Origin of the sequence: Streptomyces sp. NPDC057287 (assembly GCF_042667905.1) — a bacterium.
Lineage (GTDB): Bacteria > Actinomycetota > Actinomycetes > Streptomycetales > Streptomycetaceae > Streptomyces.
Map to the genome: position 1 here is coordinate 101,419 of NZ_JBHUYV010000011.1, position 13,934 is coordinate 115,352.

General features: G+C 72.1%; 10 protein-coding genes and 1 pseudogene. 4 read left to right on the forward strand and 7 right to left on the reverse strand.

Going from position 1 to position 13,934, the window contains the following annotated elements:
• Positions 1–106 precede the first annotated feature (106 nt).
• Positions 107–1,795: a DUF885 domain-containing protein gene (locus ACFUNE_RS22095; protein WP_383570552.1), complete on the reverse strand. Its 1,689-nt coding sequence runs from the start codon at positions 1,793–1,795 to the stop codon at positions 107–109.
• Between the two features lie 88 nt (positions 1,796–1,883).
• Positions 1,884–2,393: an Lrp/AsnC family transcriptional regulator gene (locus ACFUNE_RS22100; protein ID WP_383570555.1), complete on the reverse strand. Its 510-nt coding sequence runs from the start codon at positions 2,391–2,393 to the stop codon at positions 1,884–1,886.
• Between the two features lie 59 nt (positions 2,394–2,452).
• On the opposite strand from ACFUNE_RS22100, the gene ACFUNE_RS22105 reads away from it, so the two are divergent.
• Positions 2,453–3,691, forward strand: coding sequence for a trans-sulfuration enzyme family protein (locus tag ACFUNE_RS22105; RefSeq protein WP_383570558.1), 1,239 nt, complete (start codon positions 2,453–2,455; stop codon positions 3,689–3,691).
• Here the strand turns inward: ACFUNE_RS22105 and ACFUNE_RS22110 are convergent.
• From ACFUNE_RS22110 to ACFUNE_RS22120, 3 genes are all read right to left on the reverse strand, one after another.
• On the reverse strand, positions 3,603–5,045 hold the full coding sequence (locus tag ACFUNE_RS22110) for a GNAT family N-acetyltransferase (RefSeq protein ID WP_383571012.1): 1,443 nt from the start codon (positions 5,043–5,045) through the stop codon (positions 3,603–3,605). The genes ACFUNE_RS22105 and ACFUNE_RS22110 overlap by 89 nt on opposite strands.
• A gap of 204 nt (positions 5,046–5,249) precedes the next feature.
• Entirely contained in the window at positions 5,250–6,830 is a 1,581-nt protein-coding gene (locus ACFUNE_RS22115) for an alkaline phosphatase D family protein (protein ID WP_383570561.1), read from the reverse strand.
• 271 nt (positions 6,831–7,101) lie between these two features.
• Positions 7,102–8,574 carry a PLP-dependent aminotransferase family protein gene (locus ACFUNE_RS22120; protein ID WP_383570564.1) on the reverse strand — a complete coding sequence of 491 codons (1,473 nt, stop codon included), beginning with the start codon at positions 8,572–8,574 and terminating at the stop codon, positions 7,102–7,104.
• 47 nt (positions 8,575–8,621) lie between these two features.
• On the opposite strand from ACFUNE_RS22120, the pseudogene ACFUNE_RS22125 reads away from it, so the two are divergent.
• Positions 8,622–9,470: pseudogene (locus ACFUNE_RS22125) on the forward strand (DMT family transporter); the annotation flags it as partial.
• A gap of 48 nt (positions 9,471–9,518) precedes the next feature.
• Here ACFUNE_RS22125 and ACFUNE_RS22130 read toward each other — a convergent pair.
• Entirely contained in the window at positions 9,519–10,349 is an 831-nt protein-coding gene (locus ACFUNE_RS22130) for an alpha/beta fold hydrolase (protein ID WP_383570567.1), read from the reverse strand.
• A gap of 188 nt (positions 10,350–10,537) precedes the next feature.
• Between ACFUNE_RS22130 and sigJ the strand changes: the two genes are divergently transcribed.
• Entirely contained in the window at positions 10,538–11,422 is an 885-nt protein-coding gene (gene sigJ / locus ACFUNE_RS22135) for an RNA polymerase sigma factor SigJ (protein WP_383571015.1), read from the forward strand.
• A gap of 429 nt (positions 11,423–11,851) precedes the next feature.
• A complete protein-coding gene (locus tag ACFUNE_RS22140) occupies positions 11,852–12,619 on the forward strand; it encodes a GntR family transcriptional regulator (RefSeq protein WP_383570570.1) in 768 nt (255 codons plus the stop codon).
• A gap of 95 nt (positions 12,620–12,714) precedes the next feature.
• Here ACFUNE_RS22140 and ACFUNE_RS22145 read toward each other — a convergent pair whose 3' ends face one another.
• Positions 12,715–13,872: an ROK family protein gene (locus ACFUNE_RS22145; RefSeq protein WP_383570573.1), complete on the reverse strand. Its 1,158-nt coding sequence runs from the start codon at positions 13,870–13,872 to the stop codon at positions 12,715–12,717.
• Positions 13,873–13,934 lie beyond the last annotated feature (62 nt).

The window sequence follows — 13,934 nt, forward strand, 5'->3', positions numbered from 1 at the left end:
AACTGTCCCCGGGGCGTTGCATGGGGGGTTTGGTCCTGGGGGGGGGGGGCGGCGCGGGGGGGTGGGGCGGGGGGGTGGGTCCCCCCCCGCCCCGGCACCGACGGCATCAGAGCCTGGACAGCTCGTCCACCAGGTCGTCCAGACCGAGCGACCCCTGCGAAAGGGCAGCCATGTGCCAGGCCTTGAGGTCGAACGCGTCGCCGTGGGCCTTCCGGGCGTTCTCCCGGCCCAGCAGCCAGGCACGCTCACCCAGCTTGTAGCCGATCGCCTGCCCCGGCATGGACAGGTAGCGGGTCAGCTCGCTCTCCACGAAGTCCGCGGGCCGGCCGCTGTGGCTGCCGAAGAACTCCTGCGCCAGATCCGGTGTCCACCGCTCGCCCGGGTGGAAAGGCGAGTCCGCGGGGATCTCCAGTCCCAGGTGCATGCCGATGTCGACGATCACCCGGCAGGCACGCATCATCTGCGCGTCCAGATAACCGAGGCGGCGCTCGGCGTCGGGCAGATAGCCCAGCTCGTCCATGAGCCGCTCGGCGTACAGGGCCCAGCCCTCGGCGTTGGCGCTGACCTGGCCGACCGACGCCTGGTAGCGCGAGAGGCTGTCCGCTACATGCGTCCACTGCGCGATCTGCAGGTGGTGGCCGGGCACACCCTCGTGGTACCAGGTGGACACCAGGTCGTAGACGGGGAAACGGGTCTCGCCCATGGTGGGGAGCCAGGTGCGGCCCGGCCGGGAGAAGTCCTCGGAGGGCCCGGTGTAGTACGGAGCTGCGGCACCCCCCGCCGGAGCGATCCGGGACTCCACCTTCCGTACCCGCTCGGCGAGTTCGAAGTGGGTGCCGTCGAGCGCCTCGATGGCCTCGTCCATCAGGCTCTGCAGCCAGACCCGGACCTCGTCCACGCCCTCGATGTGCTTGCCGTGCACGTCGAGATGGGCGAGCGCCTCCCAAGGGCCCGCACCGGGAACGATCTTGTCCGCCTCGGTCTTCATCTCGCCGAGCAGCCGGTGGAATTCGGACCAGCCGTAGGCGTACGCCTCGTCGAGGTCCAGATCCGTGCCGTTGAAGTGCCGTGCCCAGCGGGCGTAACGCTCCCGGCCCACGGTGTCCGGGGCGCCCTCGATCGCGGGGGCGTACACGTCCCTCATCCAGTCCCTCAGCGCGACCAGGGCCGAAGCTGCCTGCGCGGCTGCCTCGTCGAGCTCCGCCCGCAGCGCTTCGGGTCCGTCGGCCGCGAAGCCCTGGAAGAACCCCGGGCCGTCACCCTCTCCCGCCCAGGCCCCCAGCTGCCCGATGAACGTCGCGGTGGGGCGGGGACCGCCGTACAGCTTGCGCTCCAGGCCGAGCGCGAGTGAGTCGCGGTACCCCTCCAGTGCGGCCGGCACCGCACGCAGACGGTCCACGACGGCGGCCCAGTCCTCGTCGGTCGCCGTCGGCGTCGCCGAGAACACATCGCGGAGGCTGTGCGCTGGGGAGTGGATGTTGGAGACGGCCCGCAGCCCCTCCTCGGCCTCGTTGACGGCGAGTTCGGCCGTCAGGCGTTCCCGCAGCAGTCGGGCGCAACGCCTCTCCTCGTCGGTGTCCGCGCCCGGCACCTGCTCCGCGGCGTCGAGTTCCACGAGCGTCCTGCGGATGAGCCCGGCCATGGCGTCATGGCCGGCCGGCGAGAAATCGGGCAGCCGGCGGGAGCTTTCCGCGACACCGAGATAGGTACCGGTGATCGGGTCGAGTTCGATGTATGCGTCGACGTATGCGTCGGCGACCTGGCGCGGCAGTGCGCTGCTCGATGTGTCTGACATGTGGACATCCTCGTACGGCGGAGGCCCTCACGTCACGGGGAACAGGACTTCGTCCCGGGAAGACCCCTTACGGAGCGGTCGATCCGGGTCACGCGTCCGCGGGGTCTGCGGAATGCCGCGCGCCCTTCGTGGCCGGCATCAGCGGGCCGCACTCCCACTGCTGGAAGATGAGCCGGGTCTCCACGCGCGCCACCTCGCGGCACGAGGTGAACTCGTCGAGCACCAGACGCTGCAGGTCCGTCGGGTCCGCGACGGCCACATGCACCAGATAGTCGTCGGGCCCCGTGAGATGGAAGAACGCCCGGGATTCCGGCAGCGCCCTGATCCGTTCGACGAACGGGCCGATGAGCTCCCTGCGGTGCGGGCGGACCTGCACCAGCAGCAGCGCCTCCAGGCCGCGGCCGAGCCGTGCCGGGTCGAGCCGCAGCCGGTGCCCGAGGATCACGCCCGAGCGGCGCAGCCGTGCCACGCGGTCCAGGCAGGTGGACGGAGCCACTCCGACTTCGGCGGCCAGCTCCCGGTACGTCGTCCGGGCATCGTTCTGCAGGAGACGCAGAATGTGCAGATCGACCGGATCCAGTGCGACGGATTCAGACATCCGGCGAACGTAGCACGGCATCCGGCCACCTCTACCCGGTCGCTGTTCAGTCTGGTGACATGGACACCGAAGCCTCCTCGCTGACATCCCAGCCCTCCTTCCGGTCCAGGGCCCTCGCCACCGAAGCCGTGCACGCCGGACGCGACGATCTCGCCTCTCTCGGTCTGCACGCCGCACCGATCGATCTGTCCACCACCTACCCCTCGTACGACTCCCGGGGCGAGGCCGCGCGCATCGACGCCTTCGCCGCCACCGGAGCCAGGCCCGACGGACCGCCCGTGTACGCACGGCTGGACAACCCGACGACGGCCCGCTTCGAAACGGCACTGGCCCGGCTGGAGGGCGCCGCGAGCGCCGTGGCCTTCGCCAGCGGAATGGCGGCACTCACCGCGGTCCTGCTGGCCCGCGCGAGCCTGGGGCTGCGCCACGTGGTCGCGGTACGCCCGCTCTACGGCTGCAGCGACCACCTCCTGGGCGCCGGCCTGCTGGGCACCGAGGTGACGTGGACGGATCCCGCGGGCATCGCCGACGCGATCCGCCCGGACACCGGCCTGGTGATGGTGGAGACACCCGCCAACCCGACGCTGGCAGAGCTGGACATCCGGGCCGTGGCCCACTCCTGCGGCTCGGTGCCGCTCCTCGTCGACAACACCTTCGCGACGCCCGTGCTGCAGCGGCCGCTCGAACACGGCGCCCGCATCGTGCTGCACAGCGCCACCAAGTACCTGGGCGGTCACGGCGATGTGATGGGCGGGGTCGTCGCCTGTGACGAGGAGTTCGCCGCGACCCTGCGGCAGGTGCGGTTCGCCACCGGGGGCGTGCTGCACCCGATGGCCGGATACCTGCTGCTGCGCGGGCTGTCCACGCTGCCGGTACGGATCAGGGCCGCGTCCGGCGCCGCGGCGGAACTGGCCCGCAGGCTCTCGGCGGACCCCCGGGTCGCCCGGGTGCACTACCCGGAGATCGGGGGCGCGATGGTGTCCTTCGAGGTGTACGGGGACCCCCACCGGATCATCGCCGGAGTCCGGCTGATCACCCCCGCGGTGAGCCTCGGGAGCGTGGACACCCTCATCCAGCATCCGGCCTCCATCAGCCACCGCATCGTGGGTGAGGGAGACCGGAGGGCCGCGGGTGTCGGCGACCGTCTGCTGCGCATGTCGGTCGGTCTCGAGGACGTCGAGGACCTCTGGGCCGATCTCTGTCAGGCGCTCAGCGACCGGAGGGCTGTTCCGCCGGCCCGGTCAGGGGCAGCGACCGGGACGCCGACGGCGCCCCCGACCGGGTCGCCGGTTCCGTAGCCGGCAGGTCGGACTGCTGGGCGGGAGTCGCGGACAGCCGGGCCGTGATGACCAGGGTGCCCTCCTCGATCTGGTAGTCGAGGGGCAGGGAGAGCGCCCGCATTGCGGCCACCATCCCCGTGTTGTGGGCCTGCGTCACCGCGTACACGCTCTCGCAGCCCGCTTCGACCGCCAGGGCCACCAGCCGGCCGAGGAGTTCGGAGCCGATCCCGCGGCGCTGCCAGTCGTCCTCGACGAGGAGCGCCACCTCGGTCTCGTCCCCGTCCCAGAGGAGATGGCCGAGGGCCACCATTCGTCCGGAGGCGGTCTGAACGGCGAGCGTGCGGCCGAAGCGCGGGCTCAGCAGGTGGTCCAGATACCGGTCGGCGTCACGTACCGGGCCGTGGTAGCGCAGGCCGAGGGTGCGCTCGGAGCAGCGGCCGTGCATGGCGAGGGCCGCGGCGAGGTCGTCCCGGTCCGCCCGGCGCACGGTGATCTCGTTGCCCTCGGGCAGGGTGAGGACGTCCTCGCTGCGCGGTACACGCGGGCCGAGCCGGGCGTCGAGCTCGACCAGGGCCCGTGCGCGGGCGAACTCGGTCGGGGTGAAGGGGAGATAGGGGCGCTCGACGGTGATGACACCGCCCGACGGATCGCGCAGCCTCATCACGGTGTCCTCCAGGACGCCTTCCACCGGCGCGCTCTCCCCGGTCGGGCGGCCGTTGACCGACAGGGCGGGCAGCGAGTGGATGGTGCACCGGCCCAGGAGCTGGCGCAGCGCCAGGGGGAGTTCGGCGGTGTCCAGAGCGGTGCGCGTCGCGAGGCCGAGGATCCGGGTGGGCGCGTCCACCAGGTCGTGCGCGTCCGCGCGTTCGATCCAGGTGGAGGACCCGCCGGCGGCGGAGATCTCCCGGGTGAGCTCCTGGGCCGACAGCGACGCGGGAGCACGCAGCAGGAACTCGTCGACGGTGCCTTCGGCCAGCGGGTGGGTCTGGAGGGTGAGGATGTCCACGCGGTGACGGGCGAGGGCGGTGCAGAGGGCGGCCAGGGTCCCGGGGGCGTCCCGCACGGTCGTCCGCATCCGCCACAGCACCGTTTCGACGGTCTGGTCGGCGTCGGCCGGAGGGAGTGCCGGGCCGGCGCCGGTATCGGTGCCCGGGGGCGGCGCGTGGCTGTGCCGTCGAGCCCACCAGGTGTGGAACGCGGCCGTGGCGACGAGGGCCACGGCCGAGGCGATGAGCAGATAGGGGCCGTCGGGCTGGTGTCCGATCAGGTTGGCGATCGCGTCGGCCACGGCGACGGCGGTGAAGAGGGCGGCCAGCTCGATCAGGTCCCGCCGCCAGTGGTGCGGACGGCGGGCACTCTTCGCGGATGTCACATCAGTCATGCCCTCACTGTGACCGAACGGTGTTGCCTGATCGCGAACGCATTGTGACTGATGGGTTACGTGTGGATCTGGTCGTCTTCAGCACCTTTTCCCTGCCCTCGCGCGGGCCTGCCGCCGACGCCCCTGTCCCGTCGCCTTCCGGCGGTCCGGAACCGCTTTCCGTCGCTGCCGGGTGGTCAGGGGACCCGGGTCCGCTCACTGGCCGGTGCGTCCGGGCTGCAGCACCTTGCTGAAGAGGACCGTGCCCCCCTGTGCCCGGAGCCGTACGGTCAGCTCCCCGCTCCCGCCGTCGATGTCGACCTCCCCGAAGAACTGCGGGGACTCCATGGGGGACACGTTCGCCCGGTCCGGTGCCCGCACGAAGACCCGCTCCGGGCCGAACGTGGCGTCCAGCGCGTTGGCGGGGAAGCCACCTGCCGCGAGCGGCCCCGAGACGAACTCCCAGAACGGTGCGAAGTCCTGGAAGGCGGCACGCTCGGGGGAGTAGTGCTGGGCAGAGGTGTAGTGCACATCGGCCGTCAGCCAGACGGTGCCGGTGATACGCCGGTGCTTGATGTGGCGCAGCAACTCGGCGATCTGCAGCTCCCGGCCCAGCGGCGCCCCCGGGTCGCCCTGCGCGACCGCCTCGAAGTCCGTGGCTCCGTCCGGGACCACGAGCCCCAGCGGCATGTCCGCGGCGATCACCTTCCACACCGCACGCGACTGCGACAGTTCGCGCTTGAGCCACCCCAGCTGCTCGGCGCCGAGGATGCCGGTGGTGTCGTCGGGCTGCCGGCCGGGGGAGTTGGCGTCGCGGTACGACCGCATGTCGAGCACGAACACGTCGAGCAGCGGGCCGTGGCGCACGACGCGGTGCATGCGCCGCTCGTCCGGCGCCGCCCGCAGGGTGGGTACGGGGAAGTACTCGCGGAACGCCCGCATCGAGCGCGCGGCGAGCAGATCCACGTTCTTCTCGGTGTAGCGCACGTCGTCGAGGATCTGTCCCGGGTACCAGTTGTTGCGCACCTCGTGGTCGTCCCACTGGACGATGGAGGGCACCTGGGCGTTGAACCCCCGCAGATTGTCGTCGAGCAGGTTGTAGCGGAAGTTCCCCCGGTACTCGTCCAGGGTCTCGGCGACCTTCGACTTCTCCGGGGTCGTGATGTTGCGCCAGACCCTGCCGTCGGGCAGCGTCACGCTGGGCTCGAGCACTCCGTCCGCGTAGATGTTGTCCCCGCTGCACAGGAAGAAGTCCGGATCCAGGCGGCGCATCTCGTCGTACACCCGGTAGCCGCCGATGTCGGGGTTGATGCCCCAGCCCTGCCCCGCGATGTCGCCCGACCAGAGGAACCGTACCCCGTCACGGCGGCCTGCGGGAGCCGTGCGGAAGGTGCCGTGGACCGGCTTGCCCGTGCGCCGGGGGTCGTACGGGTCGGCGAGTGTGACGCGGTAGTGCACCTGCTGACCGGCGGGCAGCCCGTGCAACGGGGTCGCCCCGGTGAAGTCCGTGCCGGCCTCGATGAGCGGACCGTGCCAGGTCCGGGCACGGCGGAAGGACTCTGTCGCGGACGTCTCGACCACCATCCGGGCGGGGCGGTCCGAGCGCACCCACACGAGGGCGGACGAAGCCGTCACATCACCGGCCTGGACTCCCCAGGACGCGCTCGGGCGGCCCGACAGGGCGAACGCGGGCGCTGTGGCGAACGCCGCGGGTACCGCGGCCGCGGCCGAGGCGAGGAGTGAGCCGCGCAGGACGGAGCGGCGTCCCGGGGCCGGGACGAGGGGACGGTTCGGCATCGATGCGCCTCCAGTGCGAGCGGGGCTGCCGGAACAGCGAGTCCGGGCAGGCAGGTTGCGGACCCCATACCTAGTCCCCGGCAGCGGCGCGCACCCCAACCGCGGATGAACAACCGGGTCCGCCGACGCCGACGCCCGGGAGGCGCCGGCTCTCCGGGCCGCCTCGGCCAGGTGGGGTCTACGTCCGCGGCGCGGCTTTCCGGACGGTCTTGGCCAGGTGGGGCCCTACGTCCCCGGCGCGGCTTCCCGGAGGGGCTTGGCCAGGTGGGGTCTACGTCCGGGCGGTGCGGCCCTTCCCGACCGCCTCGGCCAGGAGGCGGATGCCGTCCTCGATCGCCGTCGGTGCCAGATGCGCGTAGCCGAGAACCAGTCGGATTGTGCCGTCGTCCGCGCCGTCCGCCGTGCAACTGCTGAGCGGGCGCAGCGCGATGCCCGCGGCGGTCGCACGCCGCAGCAGCTCGTCCTGAGGGCCGAACCGGTCGGGCAGCCGGGCGATGATGTGCAGGCCCGCGGAGATGCCGCTGACCTCCGCCCCGGGGAAGTGCGCGGCCAGAGCGCCCGTCATGGAGTCCCTGCGCTCCCTGTAGGCGCGTTGGCAGCGGCGCAGCTGCCGGTCGTAGCCGCCGCCGGTGACGAAGTCCGCCAGGACCGCCTGGTCGACCGACGGATTGCCGAGGTCCATGGTGCGTTTACGGGCGATGATCTCGTCGGTCATCGACGCCGGAGCGATCAGCCAGCCGAGCCGCAGACCGGGCGCCAGGGACTTGCTGACCGAACCGGTGTAGACGACGTGTTCCGGGTCCAGCCCTTGCAGAGCCCCGACCGGTGCCCGGTCGTAGCGGAAATCGCCGTCGTAGTCGTCCTCCAGGATCACCCCGGCGGTGGCGCGGGCCCAGTCGAGCAGGGCCCCGCGCCGATCGGCGGTGTACGCGATGCCGGTGGGGAACTGATGGGCCGGGGTCGTGACGACGGCGCGTACGCCTGAGCGCTGCAGCGGCTCCAGGGCCAGACCCTCGTCGTCGAGCGGCAGGGGAACCGTCGTCAGGCCTGCTGAGGCGAACAGCGAGGCGTGCTCAGGGCTTCCGGGATCCTCGGCGCCCACCGTCGTCGCCCCGCGCCCGCGCAGGACCAACCCGAGCAGGGCCGTCGCCTGCGCCACGCCCGAGCACACCACCACCTGCTCCGGATCGGCCACCACGCCGCGCCGCCGCGTGAGCAGGGAGGCCAGCGCCACCCGCAGCTCGGGCAGGCCGCGGGGATCCGGGTAGCCGAGGGCGCTGTGCGGCATCCGGTCCAGGACCGTGCGATGAACCGCGGCCCAGGCGCTCCGCGGGAAGAGCGAGAGATCCGGGGTGCCCGGACGGAAGTCCACGTGTGCGCCGGGCGCACGGGGTGACAGATCCCGCACCGCCCGGACGGCGGGCCGCACCGCCGCGCTCACCCAGGTGCCCGCGCCCCGGCCCGAGCGGAGATAACTCTCCGCCGTCAGCTGCTCGTACGCCTCGGTCACGAGACCGCGGGAGACCCCGAGATCGGCGGCGAGCTCGCGGCTGGCCGGCAGCCGGGTCCCGGCCGCCAGACGGCCCGAACGGACGGCGTCGCGCAGGGCCGACTGCAGGGCGCGCCCCCGCCCGCGTGCGGGGGCGGAGGCGGCGGGAAGCAGCAGCTCCCAAGCCGCGGAGGCGCTCGGGCGCCCTTCCTCAGAGGCAGGCCCTGGCGCTGAACTGGTCCCCGATGACGTCATGGAAGTGGACCTTAAACCGGACCGCGGCGAAACCTAGCGTCGTCCTCATGAACGCAACTCCTTTGCGCGGAGCCCTGCTCGCGGCCTTCGCCTGTTCCCTCGTCGGCGCCTCCTTCACGGCCAACAGCGTCCTCGGCGACTACCCGTACGCAGGCGGCCAGGCACTGCGGTACGGTCTCGCCGCCCTGTTGCTCCTGCCGCTCCTGCGCCCGGGGCGCGGCCCGGGCCCCGCCGTCGCACCGACGATGCTCACCCGGCGGGAGTGGGGGCGGCTCGGGGCCCTCGCCGCCATCGGCATGGTCGGCTTCAACCTGGCTGTCCTGGCAGCGGAACGCACGGCGGAACCCGCGGTCCCGGGGGTGCTCGTCGGCTGTGCGCCCATCGTGGTCGGCGTTCTCGTCCCGGCCCTGGAGGGGCGCCGTCCCACCCGGGCGGTCCTGTACTCGGCGGGCCTCGTGGCCGTCGGGGCGTTCACCGTCCAGGGTTGGGGCCGGACCGACCTTGCGGGAGTCCTCTACTCGGTCGGTGCGCTCGGCGGGGAGGTCGGCTTCGCGGTCCTCGCCGTGCCGCTGCTGCGCCGCCTGGGGCCGAAGCGGCTGTCGGCAGCCGTCTGCGGCGCCGCGGCCGCGGAGTCCGTGCTGCTCGGCGTCCTCCTCGACGGGGGAGGTTTCCTGCGGGTGCCCACTCCGGTGGAGACGCTCGCACTGCTCTGGCAGGCGGTGGTGGTCACCGTCATCGGCTTCGTGTGCTGGTACAGCGGCATGCGGCGCATCGGTGCCGAGCGCGCCACGCTCTTCTCCGGGCTCATCCCCGTGTCCGCGGCGCTGACCGCGCCACTGGCCGGAACGGGGACGTACGGCGTGGGGCAGGGAGCGGGGAGCCTCCTGGTGGGTCTGGGCGTGGTGCTGGGCTCGGGTCTTCTGAACCGTGGCGGTACCGGGGCGTCAGCGGCTCGTGTCGAGGACGACCCGCGCCACGGCGGCGGGGTCGTCGTTCATCGGGACGTGGCCGCAGCCCGGAAGGCGGACGAGCCTGGCACCAGGGATCGCCTGCTTGGCCCTGACACCCTGCCGGCGCAGGAGAAGACGGTCCTTGACGCCCCACGCGACGGTGACGGGGACGTCCGGCACGTCGTCGGTGAACGCGACGGTCAGGCCTGCCTCGAGAGTCTGGCGGAAGCCGGTGGCCTCGCGCAGGGCGACGGTCTCGGCCACGACCGCGCCGGGCGAACGGCGGCCGGGGCGAGCGTAGATGGTGCTGGTCAGCGCGGTGCGGCCGGGTGAACTCTCCGAGAGCTTCTCGATCAGTGGCATCGGCATCGAGCGTGCGGCTGCGCGCATCGCCCGCAGCACTCCGAAGGCGTAGCGGCGCTCGCTCGGTGTCCAGAAGCCCGCGGGGGACAGCGCCGTCACGGAACGCACCAGCTTCTCGCGGCCCAGCTCCAGGGCCAACAGGCCTCCCAGGGAATTCCCGGCCACGTGCGGGCGCACCACGCCGAGCGTCTCGAAGAGGGAGCCGAGCACCGGGACCATCGTCCCGACGTCGTACGTGAACCCGTCCGGAAGCGCGGGTGAGGCGCCGAATCCGGGCAGGTCGACGGCGATGACGTCCCGTTCCGCCGCCAGGATGCGCAGAACCGGGTCCCAGGCCTGGCGGTGATGCCCGATGCCGTGCAGCAGCACCAACGGAGCGCCACCGCCGGTTCGTTCGTACGCTACTTCGACCGTCCTGCTGCCGGCGGGGGAGTCGACTGCGAACGAGACCGTGGTGGCCATGCTGCTCCTCGGGACGGACCTTTGGGTCTGGGCGGTGGGTAATGAGACGCCTCGTCAACAATAATTACCGTCGAGTAGCTTGCAGTTCAAGGGTCGAGGGGCTCGGAGTGCGAGCGGCCTGGGGTTCGATGGGCGGGCAGGTCGCTGTCCTGCTGGACACCCTCGGGCCGGTCGGCTGGGATGGGCGGGTGACAGCGGACGCCGTGACCGACCTCTTCGAAGAACACAGGCCCTTCCTCACCGGGGTCGCCTACCGCATGCTCGGCCGCGTCGCCGACGCCGAGGACGTCGTGCAGGACGCCTGGCTGCGCTGGTCCTCGGCCGAGCGCGGGGAAGTGAGGGAACCGCGGGCCTTTCTCGTACGGATCACCACCCGCCTGGCCATCGACCGGCTCCGCCATCTGCGGTCCCGCCACGAGGCGTACGTGGGCCCCTGGCTGCCCGAACCCGTGGTCACGCGATTCGGTCCGGCCGTCCCCGACTCCGCGGAGCGCGCGGTGCTGGCCGACTCCGTCTCCCTCGCCGTGCTCGTCGTGCTGGAATCCCTCTCCCCGCTGGAGCGCGCGGTCTTCGTCCTGCGTGAAGCCTTCGGTTTCCCCTACGCGGAGATCGGCGCCACCCTCGACCGGTCCGAGGCGGCGGTGCGTCAGCTCGCCGGCCGGGCCAAGCGCCATGTGGAGGAGCGCAAGCCGCGGTACGACGTGGATCCGGCCGTCCGGCGCGATCTCACCGAACGCTTCCTGGCGGCCGCTGCGGGCGGGGACCTGGAGCGCATGCTCGTCCTGCTGGCTCCCGACGTGCGCCTCGTCAGTGACAGCGGGGGCAAGGCGAAGGCGCCGCGCCGGATCATCGAGACCGCGGACAAGGTGGGCCGCTTCCTCATGGCCGTGGGGCGCGAGGTGCCCTCCGCCACGGAGGTGACGGTCCTGGAGCTCAACGGAGGGCCCGCCCTGGTGTTCAGCTTGGACGGGACCGTGGACACGGTCTTCCAGGCGGACGTGAGCGGCGGGGTCATCCGATGCGTCTACGTCATTCGTAACCCGGACAAACTGGCTGGAGTGTTGCTGGGTTAGCGGCGGGGCGGTAGTCCGGTCCGGTCCAGCGATCTACACGCGCCCCTGGTGCTCGAGGCGTTCCGCAACCCGGCGGTTCCGCAACCCGGCAGTTCCGCAACGGTGAACCCTCGCCACTCCGCCAGTCCGCGGCTCCGCCACCTTGCGACCCCCGACCTCGCGCGCTCGTCGGCCGATCAGTCAGGCCTTGAGGAGGCCCTGCGGGCAGGCCCCACGGAAGGTACCCGCCGTGGGGCTTCCTGCTGCCCGGGCTTCCGGTCGTGCGAACGTCCCGTGAACGCTCTGCGCCAGCGGGCTGTTCCGCTGTGTCACGGGGCGAGGATTGGTCTTGACCAAGGTGGTTCGCCGCCCTAAGGTCTGAACGATAAGGCAGGAACCTTTAATAAATAACGTCGCGGAAAATGCCACCGGGCGGATGCGGAGGACAGGGTGGGGACCACGCAGCTGGAATCGGTGCAGGAGCCGAAGTACTGGCACCTCAAGACCGTGCTCAGTGAGGCGCTCGACTCGGACTTCGCGGTGGGAGAGGTTCTGCCCAACGAGCGGGACCTCGCTGCCCGCTTCGGCGTCGCCAGGGCCACGCTCCGCCAGGCGCTGGAGCAGCTCGAACTCGAAGGAAGGCTCCAGCGGCGTCGCGGTGTGGGCACGACCGTGGCCCCGCCCCGACTCGGTGTGGCCGTCGCCACCGCTCAGCACGGCTGGGCCGGCGGTGACACGGACGAGGCATGGCAGCCCATCGAGTGCACCACCGCGGCCGCTCCCGCCGCCGTCGCCGTCATGCTCGACGCTGACGCCGAAGAGGCCGTGAATGTGGTGCGCCGTATCCGTGTCGCCCACGGGCAGGCGGTGGCAGCGGAGCTTCTGTACATCCCGTCGTCGTCCGTCCCCGAACTCTCCGCCATCGAGGCGCCGTCCGGGCCCGCCCGGGCGCGGAGCGTCCTGAGGGAACTGCACCGCGTCGGGCTCGACGGCCAGGACCGTTCGGTCGAGCTCGGGTCCGCGCGCGCGGACGACGCCAAGGAGTTGGACCGGCTCCCGGGTGCTCCGGTCCTCGTGGTCACGACCCGGTACTTCACCGCCGTCGGTACGGCTGCCGTCTCCGTCGCCACCTACCGGGCCGACACGTGCCGGCTGACCTTCGGTGATGCCGGAGCGCTGGAGATCAGCCACGACGAGCAGGAGCGCAAAGCCTCCTGACGTGCTCGCCGGCCCCCTCGACCTGCTCCGCGGCCGGGCTTCCTGCCCCGGCCGGCGCGAAGCTCCGGGGCGGTCCACCGTACGGCCCGTCGCTCTCAGCGGCGGGCCGTCACCGTACCCTCCACGGCGAAGAGCTGCTCCTCCACGTGGTCGAGGGCCAGGCGCAGCGCACCGGTGGCCACGGCCGCCTCCCCGAGGAGGGAGAGGGCGACCCGCGGCGGCCGTAGACAGTAGCGGGCGAGCTCGTCCCGGAGCGGATCGAGGACACCGTCCAGGCCGGCCGCCCACCCGCCGATCACCACGAGCTCCGGATCGAGCGCCAGAACCAGAGCCGCGACATCGTGCACCAGTCGCTGGATGAACCGTGCGACGGCGGCCTGCGCGCCGGCGTCACCGTCCTTGGCCTTGGCGAAGACGGCGGCGACGGCGTGCTCGTCCAACGGGTCCAGAGGGGTGTCCGTGGTGGAGAGCAGGTGCTCCGGTGTGACATCGCGACCCAGTAGATGCAGTGCGCCGATCTCCCCGGCGGCGCCACCGAAGCCGCGGTGCAGCCGCCCGCCGATCAAGGAACCCGCGCCCGGGCTCAAGCCCGCCAGGACGAAGACGATGTCGTCCGACTCTGTGGCCGCGCCCTTCCAGTGTTCGGCCACCGCGGCGGCATTGGCGTCGTTCTCCACCAGAACGGGGCATCTGAACGAACGCCGCAGCCTCTCGCCGAGCGCGAGCCCCGTCCAGTCCGGCAGCGCCGTGCCCAGCCGCACGGTGCCGTCGGCCTCGACGATGCCCGGACTGCCGACCCCGACGGCACGGAGACTGCTCCTGGCTACCCCCGTACGCCTCAGCACATCGGCGATCACGGCTCTGACCTGGTCGATCCGGTCGTCCGCGCTCAGGCTCTCGGAGACATCGCGTGAGCCTGCGCCGACGATACGGCCGTCCAGGCCGGACAGAAGGGCGGAGACGCGGTGCGAGCCGATCTCGACCCCCAGCAGGTATCCGGCCTCGGCGCGGAACCGGAACCGTCTGGCGGGGCGGCCCTGGCGCCTGGTCCCGCTCTCGTCCGGCAGCGCCTCCGTCACGAGCCCGGCTCCGAAGAGCCCTTCGACGACGCCTTCGACCGTAGGACGCGACAGACCTGTGATCCGGGTGAGGTCCGTGAGCGTGGGCGAATCCGCCCCTCGCAGCGCGTGCAGCACCACTGCGGAGTTGATCCTCCGCAGCAGAGACGGGTCCCCACCGGTCAGCCGGCCCACCGTGTGTCCTCCCAGGTCGCGCGCATGTCTGCGGATCGTACTCGCTGACCCCGGCCGCGGCG